Annotated in this window: 21 protein-coding genes and 1 pseudogene; 10 read left to right on the top strand and 12 right to left on the bottom strand. The window is 66.1% G+C overall.

What is annotated here, in order from left to right; translation table 11 throughout:
- Positions 1 to 2: 2 nt before the first annotated feature.
- Positions 3 to 2,672, bottom strand: a complete 2,670-nt coding sequence (nirB, locus tag ACX80O_RS08090) for a nitrite reductase large subunit NirB (RefSeq protein ID WP_459333126.1) — start codon at positions 2,670 to 2,672, stop codon at positions 3 to 5.
- 227 nt (positions 2,673 to 2,899) lie between these two features.
- On the opposite strand from nirB, the gene nirD reads away from it, so the two are divergent.
- The 5 genes from nirD to ACX80O_RS08115 all read left to right on the top strand — a co-directional run bounded on the left by nirD (position 2,900) and on the right by ACX80O_RS08115 (position 7,370).
- Positions 2,900 to 3,292 (top strand): nitrite reductase small subunit NirD, encoded by a 393-nt coding sequence (gene nirD, locus ACX80O_RS08095; RefSeq protein WP_459333127.1) that lies wholly within the window; start codon positions 2,900 to 2,902, stop codon positions 3,290 to 3,292.
- A 42-nt stretch (positions 3,293 to 3,334) separates the two neighbouring features.
- Entirely contained in the window at positions 3,335 to 4,147 is an 813-nt protein-coding gene (locus tag ACX80O_RS08100) for a sirohydrochlorin chelatase (protein ID WP_459306539.1), read from the top strand.
- 46 nt (positions 4,148 to 4,193) lie between these two features.
- A complete protein-coding gene (locus tag ACX80O_RS08105; protein ID WP_459306541.1) occupies positions 4,194 to 4,928 on the top strand; it encodes a GntR family transcriptional regulator in 735 nt (244 codons plus the stop codon).
- Positions 4,918 to 6,108, top strand: a complete 1,191-nt coding sequence (locus ACX80O_RS08110) for an MFS transporter (RefSeq protein WP_459333128.1) — start codon at positions 4,918 to 4,920, stop codon at positions 6,106 to 6,108. The genes ACX80O_RS08105 and ACX80O_RS08110 overlap by 11 nt, the downstream gene beginning before the upstream one ends.
- 197 nt (positions 6,109 to 6,305) lie before the next feature.
- The gene (locus ACX80O_RS08115) at positions 6,306 to 7,370 is read left to right on the top strand and encodes a thermonuclease family protein (RefSeq protein WP_459333129.1); all 1,065 of its coding nucleotides are present in this window, start codon (positions 6,306 to 6,308) and stop codon (positions 7,368 to 7,370) included.
- Here ACX80O_RS08115 and ACX80O_RS08120 read toward each other — a convergent pair.
- Together ACX80O_RS08120 and ACX80O_RS08125 are read right to left on the bottom strand one after the other, a co-directional pair.
- Positions 7,367 to 8,323, bottom strand: coding sequence for an acyl-CoA thioesterase (locus ACX80O_RS08120; protein WP_459333130.1), 957 nt, complete (start codon positions 8,321 to 8,323; stop codon positions 7,367 to 7,369). The two genes, ACX80O_RS08115 and ACX80O_RS08120, sit on opposite strands and share 4 nt — an antisense overlap.
- A gap of 66 nt (positions 8,324 to 8,389) precedes the next feature.
- Positions 8,390 to 8,491 (bottom strand): annotated as a pseudogene (locus ACX80O_RS08125) (amino acid-binding protein); the annotation flags it as partial.
- A gap of 265 nt (positions 8,492 to 8,756) precedes the next feature.
- On the opposite strand from ACX80O_RS08125, the gene ACX80O_RS08130 reads away from it, so the two are divergent.
- Positions 8,757 to 10,238, top strand: coding sequence for a glyceraldehyde-3-phosphate dehydrogenase (locus tag ACX80O_RS08130; RefSeq protein WP_459306549.1), 1,482 nt, complete (start codon positions 8,757 to 8,759; stop codon positions 10,236 to 10,238).
- Between the two features lie 21 nt (positions 10,239 to 10,259).
- Here the strand turns inward: ACX80O_RS08130 and ACX80O_RS08135 are convergent, their stop codons facing one another.
- Complete coding sequence (locus ACX80O_RS08135; RefSeq protein WP_459333131.1) at positions 10,260 to 11,048, bottom strand: SDR family oxidoreductase; 789 nt, start codon at positions 11,046 to 11,048, stop codon at positions 10,260 to 10,262.
- An 81-nt stretch (positions 11,049 to 11,129) separates the two neighbouring features.
- Between ACX80O_RS08135 and ACX80O_RS08140 the strand changes: the two genes are divergently transcribed.
- Positions 11,130 to 12,113, top strand: coding sequence for an aldo/keto reductase (locus ACX80O_RS08140; RefSeq protein WP_459333132.1), 984 nt, complete (start codon positions 11,130 to 11,132; stop codon positions 12,111 to 12,113).
- 112 nt (positions 12,114 to 12,225) lie between these two features.
- Here the strand turns inward: ACX80O_RS08140 and ACX80O_RS08145 are convergent, their stop codons facing one another.
- The 6 genes from ACX80O_RS08145 to malQ form a co-directional block, all read right to left on the bottom strand.
- A complete protein-coding gene (locus tag ACX80O_RS08145) occupies positions 12,226 to 12,330 on the bottom strand; it encodes an MFS transporter small subunit (RefSeq protein ID WP_459306555.1) in 105 nt (34 codons plus the stop codon).
- Between the two features lies 1 nt (position 12,331).
- The gene (locus tag ACX80O_RS08150) at positions 12,332 to 13,735 is read right to left on the bottom strand and encodes an OFA family MFS transporter (protein ID WP_459306557.1); all 1,404 of its coding nucleotides are present in this window, start codon (positions 13,733 to 13,735) and stop codon (positions 12,332 to 12,334) included.
- A gap of 169 nt (positions 13,736 to 13,904) precedes the next feature.
- Complete coding sequence (locus ACX80O_RS08155; RefSeq protein WP_459306559.1) at positions 13,905 to 14,696, bottom strand: class I SAM-dependent methyltransferase; 792 nt, start codon at positions 14,694 to 14,696, stop codon at positions 13,905 to 13,907.
- Positions 14,697 to 14,699: 3 nt separating this feature from the next.
- Positions 14,700 to 14,843 (bottom strand): hypothetical protein, encoded by a 144-nt coding sequence (locus tag ACX80O_RS08160; protein ID WP_459333133.1) that lies wholly within the window; start codon positions 14,841 to 14,843, stop codon positions 14,700 to 14,702.
- On the bottom strand, positions 14,844 to 15,212 hold the full coding sequence (locus ACX80O_RS08165; protein WP_459333134.1) for a DUF7793 family protein: 369 nt from the start codon (positions 15,210 to 15,212) through the stop codon (positions 14,844 to 14,846). It lies immediately after the preceding gene.
- A gap of 118 nt (positions 15,213 to 15,330) precedes the next feature.
- Positions 15,331 to 17,472 carry a 4-alpha-glucanotransferase gene (gene malQ / locus ACX80O_RS08170; protein WP_459333135.1) on the bottom strand — a complete coding sequence of 714 codons (2,142 nt, stop codon included), beginning with the start codon at positions 17,470 to 17,472 and terminating at the stop codon, positions 15,331 to 15,333.
- A gap of 46 nt (positions 17,473 to 17,518) precedes the next feature.
- Here malQ and ACX80O_RS08175 point away from each other — a divergent pair, with 46 nt between their 5' ends.
- Positions 17,519 to 17,803: an acylphosphatase gene (locus tag ACX80O_RS08175; RefSeq protein WP_459306567.1), complete on the top strand. Its 285-nt coding sequence runs from the start codon at positions 17,519 to 17,521 to the stop codon at positions 17,801 to 17,803.
- Between the two features lie 80 nt (positions 17,804 to 17,883).
- Positions 17,884 to 19,860: an acyl-CoA dehydrogenase family protein gene (locus ACX80O_RS08180; protein ID WP_459333136.1), complete on the top strand. Its 1,977-nt coding sequence runs from the start codon at positions 17,884 to 17,886 to the stop codon at positions 19,858 to 19,860.
- 51 nt (positions 19,861 to 19,911) lie between these two features.
- On the opposite strand, the gene ACX80O_RS08185 is transcribed toward ACX80O_RS08180, so the two are convergent.
- The gene (locus ACX80O_RS08185) at positions 19,912 to 20,460 is read right to left on the bottom strand and encodes an acyl-CoA thioesterase (RefSeq protein ID WP_459333137.1); all 549 of its coding nucleotides are present in this window, start codon (positions 20,458 to 20,460) and stop codon (positions 19,912 to 19,914) included.
- 236 nt (positions 20,461 to 20,696) lie between these two features.
- Between ACX80O_RS08185 and ACX80O_RS08190 the strand changes: the two genes are divergently transcribed.
- Positions 20,697 to 21,437 carry a maleylpyruvate isomerase family mycothiol-dependent enzyme gene (locus tag ACX80O_RS08190; RefSeq protein ID WP_459333138.1) on the top strand — a complete coding sequence of 247 codons (741 nt, stop codon included), beginning with the start codon at positions 20,697 to 20,699 and terminating at the stop codon, positions 21,435 to 21,437.
- A 42-nt stretch (positions 21,438 to 21,479) separates the two neighbouring features.
- Here ACX80O_RS08190 and ACX80O_RS08195 read toward each other — a convergent pair whose 3' ends face one another.
- A complete protein-coding gene (locus ACX80O_RS08195; RefSeq protein WP_459306663.1) occupies positions 21,480 to 22,436 on the bottom strand; it encodes a ribose-phosphate diphosphokinase in 957 nt (318 codons plus the stop codon).
- Positions 22,437 to 22,552 lie beyond the last annotated feature (116 nt).

Genomic DNA, 22,552 nt, shown 5'->3' on the forward strand with positions numbered 1-22,552 from the left:
GCTCAGCCCTCCACGGTTTCTGCTGCGGTGCGAACGGGGATCGCCGCTCCAAGGTTGACGCGTCCTGCGCCGGCCTCTAGCTCTGCGGGGGTGGCCGGGCGGCGCTGTCCACGCTCCTCGACGAGGACGATCGACTGGTCTGCTGCGGCCGGTGCGTTGACGAAGGACCTGAAACGCCGCAGCCGGTCGGGGTTGTTGAGCGTCGCCGCCCACTCGTCCTCGTACTGCTCCACGTGGCGGGCCATCGCGGCTTCGAGGTCCGCGGCGATGCCGAGCGAATCGTTGATGACGACGTCCCGCACGTGTTCGAGGCCGCCGTCAAGATCGTCCATCCAGCGGGCGGTGCGCTGCATGCGGTCGGCGGTGCGGATGTAGTACATCAGGTAGCGGTCGATGTACTGGATCAGCGTCGCGTCGTCGAGGTCCTGGGCGAGGAGCTGGGCGTGGGATGGTTGGAAGCCGCCGTTGCCGCCGACGTAGAGGTTCCACCCCTGGTCGGTCGCGATGATGCCCACGTCCTTACCGCGTGCTTCGGCGCACTCGCGGGCGCACCCGGAGACCCCCATCTTGAACTTGTGCGGCGCGCGCAGCCCTCGGTACCTGAGTTCGAGGTTGATCGCCATGGCTACCGAGTCCTGCACCCCGAACCTGCACCAGGTGGACCCGACGCAGGATTTCACGTTCCGCAGGGCCTTTCCGTAGGCCTGCCCGGATTCGAACCCCGCCTCGACGAGGATCTTCCAGATCTCCGGCAGTTGCTCCAGCCGGGCCCCGAACAGGTCGATCCGCAGGGCGCCCGTGAGCTTGACGTACAGGCCGAACTGCTCGGCGACCTGCGCGATGACGGCGAGCTTCTGCGGCGTGATTTCTCCGCCGGGGATCCTCGGCACCACCGAGTAGGTGCCGTTACGCTGCATGTTGGCGAGTGCACGGTCGTTGGTGTCCTGCAGGGTGCCGCGGCCGCCGTCGAGCACGTACTCCCCGCGCTGAGTGGCGAGGATGGAGCCGATGGCCGGTTTGCAGATGTCGCAGCCGTGCCCGGTTTTCGCCTCATCCGTTGTCCCGAAGCGGAGGATGATGTCCTGGAAAGACGCCAGGTCAAGAGCCTGGATGGCCTCGAACAGCTCAGGCCGCGACATCGCGAAGTGTTCGCAGATGCCCTTCGACACGGTGCGGCCCGCCTTGGTGAGCTCGGCGTCGAGCAGCTTTTTGAGCATCGGCACGCAGGAGCCGCACTGGGTTCCCGCCCGGGAACACGCCTTGAGTGAGGGCATGTCCAGCGCCGGGTCGGTCGCCTCGCCGTTGGCGTCCAGGCCGTGCACCGCCGAGCGGCACGCCCCGGCGGTGACGTTGTTGCAGGAGCAGAGGACGACGTCGTCGGGCAGTTCCGACGCTGGGGCGTCGCCGGTGCCGGCCGAGGAAAGGTACGCGCCAGGCTCGGCGGGGAGTTCGCGGCCGAGCAGCGGACGAAGCGCCGAGTAGGGTGCCGCGTCCCCGACGAAGATCCCGCCGAGCAGGGTCCGCGCATCGTCGGTGACCACGAGCTTCTGGTAGAGCCCCCGGGCGGGGTCGGCGTAGACGATTTCGAGGCTGCCGTCCGTCTCCGCGAGCGCGTCCCCGAAGCTCGCGACCTCGACGCCGGAGAGCTTCAGCTTGGTCGCGGTGTCGAAGCCGGGGAAAGTGGACAGCCCGCCCAGGATGCCGTCGGCGCAGACCTCGGCCATCGCGTTCGCCGGAGCGACCAGCCCCATGCTGACCCCTTCGTAGCTCGCCACCTCACCGATCGCCCAGACTCCAGGCCGAGCCGACTTGCACGCGTCGTTGATGACGATTCCGCCGCGGGGTGCCACGTCCAAGCCAGCCTCCCGAGCGAGCTCGTCGCGGGGCCTGATGCCGACCGAGAAGACGACGATGTCGGCGGGGAGGACGGTGCCGTCACTCAGGGTCACCCCGGTGACGCGGCCGTCGTCGTCGTCGGTGGTGATGGCAGTCGGCGCGGCGCCGCAGTTGACCCCCAGCCCCTTCCCCGCGATGAGGCGCCCGAGCGCCTGGCCGCCGCCCTGGTCGAGCTGCGCGTTCATCAGCCAGCCCGCCCGGTTGACGACGGTGGGTTCAGCGCCGAGCTGCTGGAGGCCTCCCGCGGCTTCGAGGCCAAGGAGGCCACCGCCGATGACGACGGCGCGCGGCGCCCTCCCGAGGTCGGAGGTGAGCCGGGCCGTCTCCGAGCGGAGCCAGTGCATGTCGTCGACCGTGCGGTACACCGCCGCGTGCTCGCCGCCCGGCAGGGGCAGCCGGACCGCTTCCGACCCGGTGGCGAAGACGACGTCGTCGTACGGGTACTGCGTGCCGGAGGCCCCGGTGACGCACCGGGCGTCAGGGTCCACGCGGACGGCACGCTCCCCGGTGACGAGGGCGATGGCGGGCTCACGCCACATGATGGATTCGCCGAGGCTGAGATCGACGTCGTCAATCAGTCGCCGGCTCAGCGCCACCCGGTCATACGGAGCGTGCGCCTCCTCCGTCAGGACGGTGAAATGCAGGCCGTCAGTGCCACGCCGCCAGAGCGCTTCAACGAAGCGGTGCGCCGCTGGCCCACCGCCGATGACGACGATGCGCCGCTCCTGCGGTGGGGTGGCATCCTCAGCGGGCCGGGATGATCGGGTCTCGCTCATGTGGTGCCTTCCGTCAGGACCGGGCGGTCCCATCTTTGGCTCCAGAGTATGAGGGGGGAATGTCGCTTGTGTGTCGTCGATGTATCGCACCGTTAACAATCGGTTCACTGGACGGCGGATGCCCTGTGAGGTGTCCGTTACGCGGGCGCAACGGCCCCGGGACGTGGGCGACATGTCCGCGCCCTAGCGTTGTCCCCAGTGCACCATCCGCGATCGAGGAGAACGCCATGACCGAGCTCACTCTGCACCGTCCCGCCATTTCGGAGGCCTCCCCCGAGCTGGAGTTGGCCTGGAAGCAGGTTTGCCGTCTCGACGACCTCGAAGAGTGCTGGGGCGAGGCGGCGCTCATCGGAGCGGTGCAGGTTGCCTTGTTCCGGCTGCCCGGTGACCAACTCCACGCCGTAGCGAATGTCGATCCACGAACAGGCGCCGCCGTCATGGCCCGCGGCATCATCGGGTCGCGTGGTGCCGCGCCCACGGTCGCCTCACCCCTTCACAAGGAGGTGTACCACCTGACCACCGGCGCCTCGATCTCCGGGGGCGAGGGACTCACGACGTATCCGGTGCGGTGCATCAATGGGGTGGTGGAACTGTTCATGGAGGTCGAATTTCCCGCCTGAGTGGGCGGGAATGGTTTAACCAGTGAATCAATCAGTGCTTCAATGGCTGGCATGACTTCCCATCTGACGGACGTGGGCGCACCGGTTCTCATCGCCTGCTCGCACGGCACGGACAACGCCCAGGGGCGCCGGGAGATCAATGCGGTCCGCGCCAGGATGGCTGCGCTGCGTCCTGAGCTTGACGTGCTCGAGGCCTACGTTGACGTGCAGGATCCCGACCTGGTGGACGTCGTCGCCGCGCTTCCACCGAACCGTCCCGCCGTGATTGTGCCGTTGCTGCTGTCGGTCGGCTACCACGTCAAGGTGGACATTGCCCGGGCGGCGGCGAGCCGGCCCGGGACCGTATCGGCGCTTCCGCTTGGCCCTGATCCACGCCTGGCACGGGTGCTGCAGCAGCGTCTGATGGAAGCCGGCGTCGCCGACGACGATGCCGTCGTCCTATCCGCAGCAGGCTCCTCCGACGCCTGCGCTGCCGAGGACGTCGCCGAGGTTCAGGCGAGTCTCGCGAAACTCAGGACAGGCACGGTGCGTCCCGGGTTCGGCGCGAAAGCCTCGCCGTCCGTGCCTGACGCCGTCGCGGCCTTCCGCGAAGGCACCCCCTCTTCGCCGGTTGCGCTGGCGTCCTACCTCCTCGCGCCCGGGTTCTTCCATGACCAGCTCGCGAAGGCCGGGGCCGACGTGGTCAGCGCTCCCCTGCTGCCGAGCCCCGCGATCGCCGAGATCGCGCTGTCACGGTACGACGACGCCGTCGCCCGCCTGTTTAATGGGACGCGGCCAGACACGGGCCCGTGCCTTCGACCGTGCCGGGCGCGCGCGGCGACGTGTTTCAGGAGCGGGCTGGCGCAGCCGGTCTGACGCGGCACGCTCCTGAGCTGCCGCTGCTCGCATTACTCTTGGAGTCATGTCACCCGCCGCCGACGCCCGTGCCCCCGCCGCCCGGCCGCCGTCCCTGACAGACCGGACCATCAAGGCCGTCCGGGAGGGGATCCGGAACGGCACCCTGGTGCCGGGCGAGCTGTACTCCGTCTACCGGCTGGCCGATGAGCTGGGCGTCTCCCGCAGCCCCGTCCGGGACGCGCTGCTCCGGTTGGCGGAAACCGGGATGGTCGCCTTTGAGCGCAACCGTGGGTTCAGGGTGGTGCTGCCCGGGGCGAGGGAGCTGACCGAGATCATTGCTGTCCGGCTGGCACTGGAGGTACCCGCAGCCGAGCGGGCAGCTGTCCGCGCCACAGACGCCGATCGATCCGCTCTGCACGATCAGCACTCGGCGATGGAGGCCGCGGTCCTCGCTGGTGACGAGACCGCGTTCATGCTCCACGATCAGCGGTTGCACGGGCTCCTCCTGGACCTTGCCGGCAACGGTCACGCTGCGCGGATCATCGAGAACCTGCGGGACGCCACCCGCCTGGTCGGTGCGTCAACGATCAGGAAGTCCCGGTCTCTGGACGACGTGTATCGCGAGCACCGGCCCATCCTTGACGCCATCGACGACGGCGATCCGGCTGCGGCCGGCTTCGCGATGCGCCGCCACCTTGAATCCACAGGAAGGCTGCTGCTGCGGGAAGCCTCCGATGGCAATGACCTTTCGCTCTGGGAAGACCTGGTTGATCCGGTGACCGGCTCGGGTGGCCGATAATCCAATGGCCGATCTGGTGGAACGCCGCCCCCGTGGCGGTCTGGCAGCGATGTGCATGTCGCAGACCACGAGCTGGGGCTTGTTGTACTACTCGCTGCCGGTGGCCGTGGTGCCGATCGCGGAGGACACCGGGTGGAGTGCTGCGGCAATCACCGCTGCCTTCTCCGCCGGGCTGATCGTTTCGGCGGTACTGGGAATCTGGGTGGGCCGGTTGCTGGACCAGCGTGGTCCGCGCCGGCTGATGGTGACCGGTAGCCTGATCGGGGTCGCCGCCCTCCTGCTGGTGGCGACCGCACCGAACCTCCCCGTCTTCGTCGCTGCGTGGCTGGTAGCGGGCCTGGCGCAGGCCGCCGTGTTTTATCAACCGGCGTTCGTGGTGCTGACCCGCTGGTATGGGCCCGCCCGGGTTCGGGCCCTCACCACATTGACGCTGGTGGCCGGGTTCGCCTCCCCCATCTACGCCCCCTTGACGGCATTGTTGATCGAGAGCGTCGGATGGCGGTCCGCCTATCTGGTCCTTGCCAGCGCGTTGGCTGTCATCACCATTCCGCTGCATTGGTTCTTCCTCAACGCGCATTGGACGGTTCCGTCGCCGCCCCAGTCGCGGCAGGCAGTCACTCGGGATGTTCGGGCGACAACGCGGAGCCGACGGTTCATCATGTTGCAGGTGGCAGTCGCTGCGGCAACCTTGGCTCTCTTCGCGGTGACCTTCAACCTGATCCCGCTCCTGCTGGAGCGGGGCTTTGACTACCGGACCGCAGTGCTCGCGTTCAGTCTGATCGGGGTGGGCCAGGTGGTGGGCCGCCTGTTCTTCGCTGTGCTGCCCGGCCGGGCCAACCCGGTGCGCCGAGCGGTGCTCCTGTTCACCGCCGGGGCAACCTGCTTATGGCTCCTGGGACTGCTGCCCGGCCCGGCGTTCATCCTCATTGGTGTGACCCTCCTGGCCGGCGCGGTCCGCGGATGCGTGACGCTGTTGCAGGCGACGGCAGTTGCCGACCGGTGGGGAACCGCGAACTTCGGAGCGGTACAGGGCATCTTTGTGGCACCGGTGACTGCAGTGGGCGCGCTCGCCCCAGCGGCAGGACCGATCCTCGCCGGACTGCTGGGCGGGTACCCGTCAATGGCGTTGGCCATGGCCGGGGTCGCGACCCTTGGAGTGCTGGCCGCCGCGCGTTCCTGAAGGACAGCCGTATGATCAGTTCATCAGTCGCGTTTCAGGATCAGCACTATGGGGAATAAATGCCGGGAACCAGCACGTCGTCAGTCCTTTTCGGTCGGAAGAGCCACCGTCTCCCAACATCGATAATTTTGGCGGCGTCCGTCGTTGCGGGTGTGGCGGGATGCGGTACCGCGAGCGCGGACGCCCAAACCGGGGAAGTGGTAAGGATCGTCGACGGCGATACCCTGGTGATCAACTTCGAGAATAAGGACCAGACCGTCCGACTGCTCAATGTCGACACTCCCGAAACAAAACGCCCCGATAAGGCGATCGAATGCCTCGGCCCTGAGGCGACCGCGTTTCTGGAACGTATGCTTCCGCCAGGGACCCCCGTGGGCCTGGATTTCGACGTCGAGAGGATTGACCAGTACGACCGGGTGCTTGCCGCCGTCGCCCTGAAAGACGGGACATTGGTCAATGCCGAGATAGCCCGCCAGGGGCTGGGCATTGCCGTCCTCTTCGAACCGAACAGCAAGTATTTCGATGTCGTTCGAGACGCTCAGGCGGAAGCCACCGCTAGCGAGAGGGGGCTATATGATCCGGTCGCGGAGTGCACCATACCGGCCGAAATTGAGCAGGCTGCCGCGGCCGTTACCGAGGCCATGGAACAGCCTGCCGGAGCAACGGCTGCTGCGGCGGCGGCAACCGTTGGGAGCCTTGCCGCGGCCTTGGCGTCGGCCAAGGCCCTGCATAGTGCGCTGAAGACCGGTGAGAAGTCAGTTCGTTGGGTCGCTCACTCTACGGCTGCCGGTGTAACTCTCCTTGCCGGACTATCCGCCACCATCGATTCCGGGCAATCAAGACTTGACTCCATCAAGGCCGAAGCTAAGACGCTTGAGACCGAGGAGGCAGAGGCCAAGGCAGACGCTGCAGCGAAGAAGGCGGAGGCAGCTCGTGCGGCAGCGGAGAAGAAGGAACGGGCGGAAGCTGCTGCAGTAGCAGACCAGGAACGGAAGGACGCCGCAGAGCGGGCCGAAGCCGACCGGCGTGCCGCCGAATCTGCCGCGGTAGAAGCGGAACGATTGGCAGCAGAGGAACGGGAACGCCTCCGAAACCTCCCGGCCCCCTATGTCCCTCCTGCTCCGCAGCCCCACGTCCCGCCTGCCCCACAGCCGGCTCCTCCCGTGGTTCAGCCCCCACCGGCTGTGCAGGATTCCTTCCCCGGATATACCGGTCCACGGTGCTATGCCCCGGGCGGCAAAACCTGGAAGCCCTGCCCCTAACCCGTCAGGTGGTTCGGCAGCCGGTTCCCCGGAGCCCGCCCGCGAATCTCCAGCAACTCGCGCGCATGGGCTTCCAACCGGCGGTCCTCCTCGGACCGGGGGATCCACCCCGGCACCGCAACGGCCGTCCCGGTCGAGTCCCTGGCCACCATCACGGTCAGGCAGTAGGTCGTCAGCTGCATGTCATCCTCGGTCGGTTCCCCAGACCGGACGTGCACCGCGATGTGCATGCCCTTGTTGCCCGTATAGACTAGCCGGGCCTCCACCTCCACCACGTCCCCGATCAGCAGCGGCCGGTAGAACCGTACCCCGCCCGAAAACACCGCAACGGTGTCCTGGCCGCAATACCGCGCGGAGCAGACGTAGGCGGCTTCGTCGATCCAGTCCATCACCGTGCCGCCATGCACCTTGCCACCCCAGTTCACGTCGGTGGGTGCCGCGAGGAACCGGAGGGTGACCTTCTCAGCGGTTCCTTCGGCTGTGTAGACCTGCCCGCGCATCGCCTCGACGATCTCCTCGCGCACAACGATCCGTGCTTTGGCCGCGTCCCGGCGGCTGATCTCCGCTGGCGTTGAGGGCACAAAGGGCGGGACCGGAACGGGCTTGCCGTCTTCCCCCACCGCCACGAAGATCACCAGGCATTGGCTGCGCATGGACGCACTACTGCCCTTGACGTCGCCCGAGGACACCACAGTCTGAATGTGCAGCGACGACCGCCCGGTGTGCACGATGGTCGCCTCGACCTCCACCATGTCCCCCACGTTGACCGGGTCAGAAAAGTGGATGTTGCCGACGTACGCGGTCACGCAATAGGACTTCGCCCACCCGACGGCGGCGGCGTACGCTGCCTTATCCACCCACTCCAGCACCGTGCCGGCGTCGACGGACCCGCTGTGCCCGAGATCAGTGGGGGCGGCGAGGAAACGCAGGGTCACCGAGTTGGTCTGGTTCATTGAGCCAGTATCCCGCACCATCCGCCGCAGCGGACTATGTGTCGGCGGCTAGATCTCGCAGCCTGGGTGCACCAACAGCCCAATGGGCAGCATCACCGCCACGTTGGCCATTGTCACCCTGGTCTTACCCGGTTCAGGGAGTTGGCCACGCAGATCGCAGGTCAAAATCGATCGTCGCCGTCCGGGACAGGGGTCGCTTCATGGGTCAAGAATGCCCGTCAACTATTTCGCCTGCGTTGCGTCGTCGTGACCATTTGCCGTCAAACGCTGCACTGACGTTATTCTTTCCCTATCACCCGCGCACCATCCCCGCCCCCGACGCCGTCGTCCGGGCGGGCCGCGCGAATGAGCCAACGGAACCAGACCGAGTCCGCTACGAGCGGCGGCTGGCGGCACAGAACGCTGGCCAACCCAGCAGTAAGAAGGACTAACAGTGCACCGCGACCCATCGGAATGCCTTGACACCTGGATGAGCCGGGAGGCTCTAGCGGAGGGAATGATCCCCGTCATCGGGCGCCTGTACCGCGAGAACAACGTGGTGATCAGCATTCACGGCCGCAGCCTCATCAACAAGTCGGCCATGAACATCCTCAAAGCCCACCGCTTTGCCCGCCGGATCAGCAAAGAGGAACTTTTCCTTGAGGAAACCGCGCCGCTGCTCCGCACCCTCGTGGAGCTTGACCTTGGCGCCGCAGCCATCGACATCGCCCGGCTCACCCAAAAGTTCAAGGCAGACGGCAACGGCGCCCCCCTGGAGGACTTCCTCCGGGCGGAACTGGCCGACGTCGTCGACAAGCGCGGCGCCGACGAGCGCACCAGCACCGACGTCGTCCTGTACGGGTTCGGGCGTATCGGTCGCCTGGTGGCACGCCTCCTGATAGAGAAGGCCGGCGGGGGCCACGGGCTGCGGCTGCGCGCCATCGTGGTCCGCAAGGGTGCCGACAATGACCTGATGAAGCGGGCCAGCCTGCTCCGCCGCGACTCCGTGCACGGCAGCTTCGAGGGCACCATCCGGATCGACGAGGAAACCGACACGATCACCGCCAACGGCGTGCACATCCAGGTGATCTACTCGAACGACCCATCCACCATTGACTACACCGCCTACGGCATCAAGGACGCCCTGCTGGTCGACAACACCGGGCGGTGGCGCGACACCGAGGGGCTCTCGCAGCACCTGAAGAGCAACGGCATCGCCCGGGTGCTCCTGACCGCGCCGGGCAAGGGCGCGCTGAAGAACATTGTGCATGGCATCAACCACAACACCATCCTGTCCACCGACCAGATTGTCACCGCCGCGTCCTGCACCACCAACGCCATCACCCCCGTCCTGAAGGCCATCAATGACCGGTTCGGTGTGGTGCACGGCCATGTGGAGACGGTGCACTCGTTCACCAACGACCAGAACCTGATCGACAACTTCCACCAGGGTGACCGGCGCGGCCGGTCGGCGGCGTTGAACATGGTCATCACTGAGACCGGTGCGGCGAAGGCCGTCGCGAAAGCGCTGCCCGAGCTGGAGGGCAAACTGACGGGCAGCTCCATCCGCGTGCCCACCCCCGACGTGTCCATCGCCATCCTCAACCTGACCCTGGTCGATGGCACCACCAAGGATGAGGTCAACACCTATCTCCGGGAGACCTCGCTGCACTCCGACCTGCGCAAGCAGGTTGACTACATCGACTCGCCCGACGTTGTCTCCACCGACTTTGTCGGCTCACGCCGCGCGGGGATTGTCGACGGGCTCGCGACGATCGCCAACGGCACCCATCTGGTGCTCTACGTCTGGTACGACAACGAATTCGGGTACAGCTGCCAGGTGGTCCGGGTGATGGAGGAGATGGCCGGCGTCAATCCGCCGTCGTTCCCCGCCAAGGAACCCGTCGCCGCCACGGTGCGGTCCTCGGCGGTCTAGCTTCCCGCAGCAGCGCCGCGATTACCGGGTGCGGTGCCGGAGCCAGTCCTCGTAGGACAGGCCCTTCACGGGATTGTCGCGGGCCAGGTTGTCGCCGCTGCTGAAAAACTGCCCCAACGCGCCAGGTAACGGCACGGTGACGAGCCGACCAGTGGCTCCGGTGACCTTACGGTAGATCAGTGCCAGCTCAGCCATCTCGAGAACTTGCGGGCCGCCGACGTTGATGATGCTAGTGGGTGCAGGATCGTGCGTTGCCGCGTCGACGAGCGCCCCGGCCACATCCTCGACGGCGATCGGCTGGAACGCCGCACCCTTCAGGACGGGCAGCAGCCCGGCCTTACCCCCGCCGTCGAACACGGCAGTGACAAAATTGTGGAACTGCGTGGCACGCACCACCACTGATGGGACTGCCGAGTTCTGATAGATCTTCTCTTGGCGCACCTTGGCCCGGTAGTACGAAAACGCCGCGTGGTCGGCGTTGACAAGGGACAGCAGCACTGCCCGCCCCACGCTGGCTTCGCGGGCCCCGGCGAGCAGGTTCAGGGCGCCGTCGTCGAGCGCACGCTGGCCCTTTCCGAAACGGCCATCCAAGACATCGATGATCACATCGGCGCCGTCCAGCACCTGGGTCAGCCCGGCACCGGCTGTCACATCGGCCTCAACGTACTCGGCCCCGGACACCCATCGCAGGGAATGTTGGGCAGGAGCATGGCGGCTGACGGACCGCGTCTCGTGGCCACGCCTGACGCACTCATCGACCACCTGGTGGCCCACCAGACCGGTACCCCCGACGACGACTATTCGTGACATGGCCCTAGGCTACGCCTGCCGGGCGTGGCGGGCCAGCAGGCGTAGGTCGCGTGACGGAACTCGGCTGGCTAGAGTCGAAGGATGGAACAACGAACTCTTGGCAAAACTGCACGCTCCGTTTCGACAGTAGGACTGGGAACCTGGCAGCTCGGCGCCGACTGGGGAGACGTCGACCCGACGGCCGCTACTGCAATCCTCCACTCCGCTGTTGACTCCGGCATCACCTTCTTCGACACCGCCGATGTGTACGGCGATGGCCGCAGTGAACAGACCATCGGCGCTTTCCTCGCTGATAACCCAGGCGTTGACCTGACCGTCGGGACCAAAATGGGCCGCCGGGTGGAACAGGTGCCGGAGAACTACACGCTGGCTAACTTCCGCCAGTGGGTCGACCGGTCCCGCACCAACCTCCGGATGGACACCCTTGACCTGGTGCAACTGCACTGCCCGCCGTCGTCGGTCTACTCCGACGCCGAGGTCTACGACGCCCTCGACACCCTCGTCAGCGAAGGGGCCATCCGTCACTACGGTGTCAGCGTTGAACGCACCGACGAGGCACTGGCTGCCCTCCACCACGGCAGCGTCGCCACCATCCAGATCATCCTCAATGCCTTCCGTCTCAAGCCCCTGGACGAGGTGCTCCCCGCAGCCAAAGCGGCGGGCGTCGGCATCATTGCGCGGGTCCCGCTCGCCTCGGGCCTGCTCTCGGGCAAGTACTCGACGGACACCACATTCGCCGAGAACGATCACCGGAACTACAACCGCACCGGAGCGGCCTTCGACGTCGGCGAAACCTTCTCCGGCGTGGACTTCGCCACTGGTCTCGCCGCAGTGGAGGAGTTCGAGGCATTGGTTCCCGACGGCGTCACCACCGCCCAGGCGGCCATCGCCTGGATCGTGGCCCAGGACGGCGTCAGTACCGTCATCCCCGGCGCCCGCACCACGGACCAGGCCCGCGACAACGCCGCGGCGGCGGACACCGACAATCTGGGCGTTGGATTGGACGACGGCGTCCGGGACATCTACAACCGCCACTTCCGGGAGGCGATCCACCCGCGCTGGTAAACACCGGCTGCGCATCCCCAACCGGTTGACAACAACGGCCCCCACCCATTCCCGGGTGAGGGCCGCTGCAGTGTGTGGTACTGCTACCAGCTGTCCTTCGACAGCCTGATGTTTACACGCCGAACAATGCCGACACGCGGGTCAGGGTCTGAAAGACGCCGTAGGCCAACGGCACAACCACAAGTGCCCAAACGAACGTGGTGCTAGCTGCCTTCATCTCATGCCTCCATAGCGGGTTCTTTAGTAGACGTCCCGGTGGTGGGCTTCGCCTTTGGTTCGTGGAACTTCGAGTCGACCGGGGTGATCATCAGGTTAGCGATGAAGCCGACAATCAGTAGGCCCACCATGGTCAGCAGCGCCGGCTGGTAGGCAGCGGCGGTGAGCTCACCGGGCGTGCCCTGGGCGTCGAGGAAACCGTTGACGATCAGTGGTCCAGCAATGCCCGCAGCGGACCAGGCGGTCAGCAGGCGGCCGTGGATGGCACCGACCTGGAACGTGCCGAACAGGTCGCGCAGGTACGCCGGGACGGTAGCGAATCCGCCGCCGTAGAAGGAAATGATGAAGAACGCCAGGAAGACAAAGAGGACGGTCGTGCCTGCTCCGGCGAGAGCCAGGGTGGTGTACAGCAGGGCGCCGACGCCCAGGTAGACCATGTAGATGCGCTTGCGGCCAATGATGTCGGAGGTGGAGGACCAGACGAAGCGGCCTGCCATGTTGCCAATCGAGAGGAGACCCACGAAACCACCGGCGATGGCGACAGTGATTGCCGTGGTGCCATCGGATTCGCGGAAGAAGTCCTGGATCATGGGCGACGCCTGCTCGAGGATACCGATACCGGCGGTAACGTTGCAGAAGAGCACAATCCAGACCAGCCAGAACTGCTTGGTCTTGATCGCGTTTTTCGCCGAAACGTTGTCGGAGGTGACGAGAGGCTTGGCCTTCAGCGTCGACGGGTCGAAGCCCTTGGGCTTCCAGTCCGCGGCCGGAACCTTGATGGTGAACGCACCGAACATCATGTAGACGAGGTAGACCGCTGCGAGGGTGAGGAAAAGCATGCCTACCGCTTCGCCGCTGGCCACCCAGTCAGCTGCGCCGGAGCTGGGGTCATACATGCGAAGCAGCTGGGTGGATAGCGGGCTGGCGATCAACGCGCCGCCGCCGAAGCCCATGATGGCCATACCGGTGGCCAGTCCTGGCCTGTCCGGGAACCACTTGATCAGGGTGGAGACCGGCGAAATGTAGCCGATGCCCAGGCCAATACCACCGATGAAACCGTAGCCCACATAGACGAGCCACAACTGGTTGGTGAAGATCCCGAGTGAACCAACCAGGAAGCCCCCCGTCCAGAACAGCGCCGAGGTGAACATCGCCATCCGGGGGCCGTTCCGGTCCACCCAGGTACCCATCACGGCGGCGGACAAACCCAGCATCACGATGGCGATGGAGAAGATCACGCCGATCTGGGTCAGGCTGGCATCAAAGTGCTCAACCAGAGCGGTCTTGTAGACGCTGGTAGCGTACGCCTGGCCAATACACAGGTGTACCGCCAACGCAGCCGGAGGAATCAGCCAGCGGTTGTACCCCGGCGGCGCGATGGTGTGTTCTCGGGCAAGCCAACTCATCAATAACTCCTTCGTCACGAAGAGCGTGGGGGAGCAGCCAGGACGGCGGCTACTAACGCTACGTGGAATTTAGTTTTCAGTACTCAACCTCCCTATGCTAGACGAAGATCACAGCCGGCGATGAACGGTAGTTGCGATGCGATAAGCGGTCGGGTCTTTTGGGTCTGGGTCAGCGGCGGGGCGCGAGGGCCGCGTAGTATCCCGGGATCTGCTCCGGCTGGTCCTTCTCACGCATGGCGACGGCATCGATGGTCACCGGGCCGTCCTCAAGAACAGCCCACCCGGCGTCGTCGAACGCGGTTCGCCGCTCGCCCGGACCGAAGTGACCCGGCTTGGGTAACCCTTCGATCGCCAGCTTCAGGGGTTTGGGAATCTGGCTTGGGGTTGCACCCAGGCGGGAGATGTAGCCCAGGGAGTCGCCCCGATAGTTGGTTTCGACCAGGAACACCCGCCCCTCAGCGCCCACCAGAGATCGCAGATTGGCTGCGAGGGCGGCCCGGGACGCCGGGGCCAAAACGTGGAACACACCGCGGACAAAAACGTTGGAATCCCCCAGCTCGGCTGCGAGCAGCTCCCCCGCACCAACCACTGTGCAGTCGACAGTGCGGAAATCCACCCGGTGCTCGGTCGTCGACTCGGCCAGGGCGTGCGAAGTGGCGCTCGGCGCAACGTCCACTCCGATGGCCCGCGGGAAGCGGGTCGCCAGCAACCGGGTGAAGCTCCCGTGACCCGACCCGACGTCGACCACCGGCAGCGCCGGGTTCAGGGTGCGGAGCAGGGCCGGGAGGTAGCTGTTGAACTCGCGGTCACTGCCAGCATCCCACAGCACATCGCCGTCGGCCCCGGTGCTCTCGATCCGACCCCAATAGCCTTCCCAGGCAGCATTCCTATCTCTGGGTACCCCTGAGGAGAGCCTGATGATCGCTGGGAGCAATAGATACTTCTTCAGGGGCGATGGCACCGGTCAACGCTCGTCTCTGAGCCGGTCGACGCGAGGCGCGACCTGTTCCGCACAGAGCAGATCCCCCATCGTCGTCGCCTCGGTTGGCCCGCCGAGTCGGTATCCCTGCCCATAGCCGCTCGGAAGGAACCCTGTTTTTTCGGCCATCTACCCCTCCCGTAACCAGTCGAGCGCGACCGATTCGGTGGTGAAAAATCGGGTGGGGCACGGGAGCGTACTCACCCCTAAAATGAAGTTGGCGATCACCTTATCCACCTGCGACGAGCCGAGCAGGGCAATCCTCGACGCTGAGCAAGGCAAACCAAACACGGTCCGCGCTCCCCGGCTGACCGCCTCTGTCGTGGCCATGTCGACGAGCATCGGGCGACTGGTACCAGCGCATAATTCGTTCACCCGGCCCATCGCCAGGCGAGCGTCTTCTTCGACGATGGAGATCCCGCGGGCCCACCGCAACCGCAGGATGTTGTCGGAGCCGAGAACCAGTGTGGCGTCGATCCCGTCGATCCGGTCCGGCACCGCCTCACCCACCGGGGATCACCGCGTAGCACCGAATGCCCGGCGGCGCGGGTATGCGATGGAAGTCAATCCGGCTGAGACCATGAATACAGCATAGGACCCCGGCGCGCGCCGCCCGCTATAGGTCGGCGTCACCGGGGATTCGGGTGCTCATCACCCGGGCCAGCACAGCAAACCGCTCGTTGCCTGGCAGGTCCCCGATCAGCACAGCTCGGCCCTCCGGACCGGCCAGCGGGATCCGCCAGTTAGGGTACTCGTCCTTGGTCCCCGGCTGGTTCTGGGTGCGCCGCTCCCCCACCGCGTCGGTCAACGCAACGCCGAGCAGCACCGACGGAGTTCTCACGATGAACTCATGGAGCGCCATGACCGTTGCCTCAACACTTTCGGGGGCTCCCCCAGCCGCTGGCCCGGTCACCGACCGGACCAGCGACAACACCGACTCCTGGGCGGCGGCGTCGGCAGCCCGCTCCTCCTCCACCTGACGGTTGAGGAGCCCGAGGGATTCCCGCAGGTCAACGTGTTCGCCGGCCAGATACCCGGCGGAGGGCGGCAGATCGTGGGTGGTGACGCTGGTCAGGCATCCCTGACGGTAGTTTTCGGGGCGGCGCGGGCCGCCGTCGTCGTGCTCAAACCACAGAATCGAGGTGCCGAGGATGCCGCGTTCGGCGAGGTAATCCTGCACCCCCGGCTCAAACACGCCGAGATCCTCTCCGATGACAACGGCGCCAGCCCGCTGCGCTTCGAGGGCCAGTATGCCGATCAGGGCCTCGTGATCGTAGTAGACGTAGGTACCGTCGCCGGATCCGCCGCCCGCGGGGATCCACCAGAGGCGGAACAGTCCAAGGATGTGGTCCACCCGGATGCCGCCGGCGTGTTTGAGGACGGTGCGCAGCATGTCGCGGTACGCCGTGTACCCGGATTCGGCGAGTCGGCCCGGATGCCACGGCGGCTGACTCCAGTTCTGGCCCTGCTGGTTGAACATGTCCGGTGGCGCGCCGACGCTGATTCCGTCGGTCAGGACACCACGCAGCGACCAGGCGTCGGAGCCGTGAGCGTGCACGCCCACGGCCAGATCATGGATGATCCCGATGGTCATCCCGGCGTCCACTGCACCCTGCTGCGCGGCGGCGAGTTGCTCGTCGCAGAGCCATTGCAGCCAGAGATGGAATCCGATCCGGTCCGTCAGCTCGACGCGCCTCGCGTCGACGTAGGAGGCGTCGTCCCACTCGGGGGCGCCCGGGGCGAGGATTTCGGCGAGCGCACACCACAGGGCGAAGTTCTCCAGCCCGGCTCCTTCGTGGCTGCAGAACTCCTCGAAACGACGTTGCCGGCCGGCGTTCAGGGGCACCCGGTGGATGGCTTCCAACGCGCTGAGCTTCGCGGCGTAGCTGCTGTCCCGGTCCAGGATGTCCGCGTGGTGGTTGACCTCCCGGAGGATGGCTGCGTCCAGCTCCACGGCCGCCCTCGCGGGTCCGGACAGGTCGGCGAACTCCGGCACGTCCTCCACCCGGAGGTACAGCGGATTGAAGAAGCGCCGGGTCGATGGGAGGTAGGGCGACGGTTCCACCGGCGGGGTGGGCTCGGCTGCGTGGAGTGGGTTGATGAGGATGAAACCGGCGCCCCTGTTGGCCGAGAATTCGGCGAGTTGCCCGAGGTCGGCAATGTCCCCGATTCCCCACGAGTCAGCGGACCGCACCGAGTACAGCTGAGCCATGAGCCCCCAGGTCCGGGTCAGTCGTGCAGTGGTATCCAGTCGCTGCGGGGTGACGACGAGCGTGCACTGGGCGTCGTCACCGTCGGGTGATCCGGCGTGCAGCGTGTGCCAGCCGAGCGGGATGTCCTCCGGAAGGGTGAGGCGCAGCCGCTCGAGCGGGACGCCGTCAATTTCCGAGCGCTCCACCGGCGATCCCGCGATCTCGAGGTCACGCCACCCGCCATCTTCCAGCATCAGGCGGATCCGGAGACGGCTCCCGGCCGGCATGGTGATGGGGACGTCCTGGGCGATCGTCTCACGCCCGACGATCACGGGCGGCAGCGTCCGCCGCCACGATGCGGTCCCGACGTCGTGCAGGGACTGGGCGGCGTCGTCGTCCGTCTCGCAGGCCACACCCAGCGCGGTGAGCACCTTCGTCAGCGTCAGCGGACTGACGCTCTTCTCCCGGCCGTCCCAACCGCGGAAGGTTGTGCCCACATGATGGGCTTCGGCGAGTCGGAGCAGCAGTTCAGGCTCGGGTGGTCGCGGTGTATCGGTTGCTGGCATACCCACCAACCTAGGGGGTCTGGGAGTGCTTCGCTACGCTGGGATGATGGACGAACTACCGCAGGTCCGGCTCACGGCAACGGTGACCGGGACCGTGCAGGGCGTGGGTTTCCGCTACTACACCCGCGAACATGCCCGCGGGTTGGCCCTGACCGGCATCGCCACAAACCGGGCGGACGGGTCTGTCCTGGTCATTGCGGAGGGTGCTGACAGTGCCGTTCGAGCGCTGGCCCGGTGGCTCGCTTCGGCGGCGGCCCCGGGGTGGGTGGACGACGTCGATGCGTCCTACGGCGAGCCGACCGGGAATTTTTCGGACTTCAGAACCGGGTAAACCGGCCGGGGAGTAGCATGAGGGCACAGTTTCATCAGGGTCACCGGCCCGCGGCGGCCCCGTGTTACAAGGGGGCAGCCATGAGTGCCGAACCACAGTCACAGTCCGAGGAAACCCGTGCTGCGTCAACCGCTTTGGGAGCCGAGCCGCCGGTTACCCAGCGCCGAGCCCGCGAGGTCGCCGAGGCGGCCCGCGAAACCGAATGGACGCGCCCCAGCTTCGCCAAAGGCCTGTACCTTGGCAGCTTCGACCTGGGGCTAGTGCATCCGCACCCGCGCCCCCTCCCGGCGGAGCAGGAGAAGGGCGACGCGTTCATCAGGGACCTGACCACCTACGCCGCCACCCTTGACGGCAGCAGGATTGAACGCGACGCGCAGATCCCCGACGAATACCTCAGCGGGTTCGCCGCCCTCGGCGTGTTCGGCATGAAGATCCCGGAAGAGTTTGGCGGCCTCGGCCTGTCCCTGACCTACTATGGCCGGGCGCTGATGCTCCTGAGCTCAGTTCATCCCAGCATCGGCGCCCTCATCTCGGCGCACCAGTCCATCGGCGTCCCCGAACCGGTGAGAGTCTTCGGCACCCCTGAACAGAAACAGCGGTACCTCCCCCGGTGTGCTGCGGGTGCGGTCACAGCGTTCCTCCTCACCGAGGCCGACGTCGGTTCGGATCCGGCGCGCATGGGGGTGACGGCAACGCTTGACGACGACGGCGCCGACTACACCATCAACGGCAGCAAGCTCTGGACTACCAACGGGGTGATCGCCGAACTCGTGGTGGTGATGGCGAGGGTGCCCGCTCATGCGGGCGGCAAGGGCGGCATTTCGGCGTTCGTGGTGGAAGCCGACTCACCGGGCATCACCGTCGAGAACCGGAATACGTTCATGGGGCTGCGCGGTATCGAGAATGGCGTCACCCGTTTCGACAACGTCAGAGTGCCGGCGGCCAACCGGCTGGGCCGCGAGGGACAGGGCCTGAAGATTGCCCTGACCACCCTGAACACCGGCAGGTTGTCCATCCCCGCCATCTGCGCCGCTGCCGGCAAATGGTCAATGAAAATCTCCCGTGAATGGTCCAACGCGCGGGTCCAGTGGGGTCACCCGGTGGGCCAGCACGAAGCCGTCGGACAGAAAATCGCGTTCATTGGGGCCACCGCGTTTGCGCTTGAGGCGGTGTTTGAGCTGTCCGCCGGGCTGGCTGACAGCGGCCAGAAGGACGTCCGCATTGAAGCGGCCCTGGCGAAGCTCTGGTCCAGCGAAATGGCGTGCCGGGTGGCGGACGAACTAGTGCAGGTCCGGGGCGGCCGCGGCTATGAGACCGCAGCCTCGCTCGCCGCCCGGGGCGAACGGGCAGTCGCCGCCGAGCAGTTGCTACGCGACCTCCGGATCAACCGGATTTTCGAGGGGTCCACCGAGATCATGCACCTCCTCATCGCCCGGGAGGCGGTAGACGCGCACCTTTCAGCGGCCGGGGATCTGGCATCGTCCGACGCTGACCTGGCGGCCAAGGCGAAGGCCGCACTCGGCGCGAGCGGGTTCTACGCCCGCTGGCTGCCGAAACTGATGGCTGGCCAGGGCATGAATCCTGCGGCGTACAGCGAATTCGGGAGGCTGGCCCGGCACCTGCGGTTCATCGAGCGGTCCTCCCGGCGGCTGGCCCGCAACACGTTCCTGGGGATGGGGCGGTGGCAGGCGAACCTTGAGTACAAGCAGGTGTTCCTCGGCCGGATGGTGGACATTGGGGCCGAGCTCTTCGCTATGGCTGCGGTGTGCAGCCGCGCCGAGCTGTTGAGGACCACGGAGCCCGACGCAGGGCCCCCCGCCTACGAACTGGCTGAGGCCTTCTGCCTGCAGTCGAGGGGGCGGATCGATCAGCTCTTCACCGCGTTGTGGAGCAACACCGACTCATCCGACCGGAGTCTGTCGAAACGTCTCCTCGACGGCCGCTACACCTGGGTGGAAGAAGGAATCCTCGACCCGTCAGAAGGAACCGGACCCTGGATCGCACCCCCTCCGCACGGTCCCTCCACGCGGGAGAATCTGCACCGCAACTACCGCTGACGCCTGCTCCCGCCTGGGTCAGCGCACGTTCCTGTCACAGCGCTGACGCGGTTAGCGGGCCCAGACGTGAGGGGCGGGCCGCCGGGTGCTGGGGAGGGAGTTATTCAGCCGCCATTCGTGGATCCATTCCGGCAGGATCAGGTCAGCAGGGGGTTGGCCGAGCGCGACGAAAATGTCCTCGTTGCTGACGGGCCCCTTCTTGAAGACCAGCCGAGTGGCGATCACGGCCTTGGCATAGATCTCTCCGTCGCTGACCATGCGCTGCTCGAAGTAGATTGCCCGCTCGTCGAACCCGATGATACGGGTCTCGATGGAGTACTGCTGACCGAGCGTCAGGGACTTGCGGAAGCTGATTGTCTCCCCGTTGGCCACCGGCCCCCACCCCCGACGGCGCATCAGGGACCAGGTACCGCTGCGGATCATTAGGTCAAACCGCCCCAGATCCATGAGCGAAAAATACATGCCGTTATTGACATGCATGGCAATATCAATATCCGTGGGGAGCACCCGTAGCGGCAACGATGACTCACCCCAGATGCTCAGCGCCGGGCGTCGCCGGGAAAGGAAAAGGGTTAGCAGGGTCCGGAACAGAAGATGCATGCCTCCATATTACCGGCGAGTAACATCCGGTGGGCAAGCGGATCCAGGGTCTTTGAGCCCAGATGGTGGTCACTCTGGACCCCTGGGACGGAAATGTCGCACCCGAATGTCCACTTTCACCCCCGGTGTCCGAATTGATAACCGTAGGGGCAGCGGTGGTGACCGGACTGGACCCCGAGCCGGTCACCACAGCCGACCTCGCGGTCTTCCCCACGAGATATGCCTAGACTCGGGTGATGACAGCTCCATACCCGTACGCCCTGACCTTCGACCGGTACCGTGAACGCCTGACCCGCGACTACACCCGCATGGTCGAACTGGCCCCGTCCTCCCTTGCTGCTGTGGTGCCCGCCTGTCCCGGCTGGACCGTCGAGGATCTGCTGCGGCATTTGGCGATGGTCTATCTCCACAAAGCCGAATCCATTCGCACCGGAGCTAAGCCCACCGGCATCTGGCCACCGGCCGAGCTCGCCCACATGGAGCCGGTGCACGCGCTGCGGCAATGCTACGGGCGACTGATCGAGCAGTTTGACGCCCATGCACCGGAGGATCCAACGTTCACGTGGGTCAAGGATGATCAGAGTGTGGGCTTCTGGATCCGCAGGCTAGCCCACGAAACGTCGATGCACCGCTACGACCTCGAATCGGCGCTTGGCGACCCGGTGCCGATCGACCCCGACCTCGCCACGGACGGCATCGACGAGATCCTCACCGTAATGCTTGTCCGGAGCAAACCCGACGACGACGCCACCGGCGCCACTGTCACCCTGCGCAGTGCTGGACTCGCCTGGACCCTCGCCATCAGCAGGGATGTCGTCATCCTGGAGCGCCAGGTCAGCGACCGCGCGGGTGCCCAGGTCAGCGGCCGACCGTCAGAACTACTGCTCTGGCTGTGGGGTCGGGGTCCGCTGCCGGCGGGAACGCAGCCGAGCGCTGTTGCCGATGAATTGCGGCGCCGTCTGGCCTCCGCGACCTAGCGATCACAAACCGCGTAGGGTTCCACCGAAAAGCAAACGCCGTCAGACCCGGACGCCCTCCGCCTGGAACAGCGCGCTCACTGACTCGCCGGTGTGGATGCGGCGGATCGCTTCGGCAAAGGCGCTGGCCACCGAGATGACCTTCAGCTTCGGATGGGCCTTTTCGGCACCGATCGGGACGGTATCGGTGCACAGCACCTCGATGACGTCGTCGCGCTCGGTAATCCGCTCAACAGCCCCATTGGAGAAAATGCCGTGGGTGCACACCACCCGCGCCTTCCGCGCCCCCATTTTGGCCAGGTGATTGAGGAGTTCAAGGACGGTGCTGCCGTTGGCGATCTCGTCGTCGAGCACCACGATGTCCTTATCCCGGACATCGCCAATGATCGATGTGATCTGCACCCGGTCATTCTCGAAGCGTTCCTTCGCTCCCGCCGCCACCGGGGTACCCAGCAGGCGAGAGAACGCCGTCGCGGCCTTCGCGTTGCCGAGGTCCGGGGAGACCACGATGGTGTTGCTCAAGTCAAGGCCCTGGAAGTGGGCGGCTAGTTCGCGGAGCGCGTGCAGCTGATCCACCGGGACCCCGAAGAATGCCTGAACCTGCGGTGAGTGAAGGGTCATGGTGAGGACCCGCGAGGCTCCGGCGGTGGTGAGGAGGTCGGCCACGAGCTTGCCGCCAATGGAGATCCGCGGCGCATCCTTCTTGTCGGAGCGCGCATAGGAATAGTGCGGCATCACCGCGGTGATCCGGCCGGCTGAGGCACCGCGGGCGGCGTCGATCATCATGAGCAGCTCCATCAGGTTCTCCTGGACGGGCTTGACCAGCGGCTGCACGATGAAGACGTCACGTTCCCGACAGTTCTCAAGGAGTTGCACCTCAAGGCAGTCGTTGGCGAAGCGCTGCAACCGGGAGGGGAGCAGCGGGACACCCAAATGCCCGCAGATCTCCTTGGCGAACCCCCCACTTGCTTGTCCACTGAAAACGGCGATCTCTTTGATCAACGGCTTACCTTTCCACGGCAGTTGGTGGGGATCGTGCTGCTCCCATTGTCGTACAGATTGGCACTTCGCGGATCCCCGTGAAGTAACGTGGATGCCGGATCGGGGTCCTCCGA

The organism is Arthrobacter glycogeni (genome assembly GCF_054511155.1).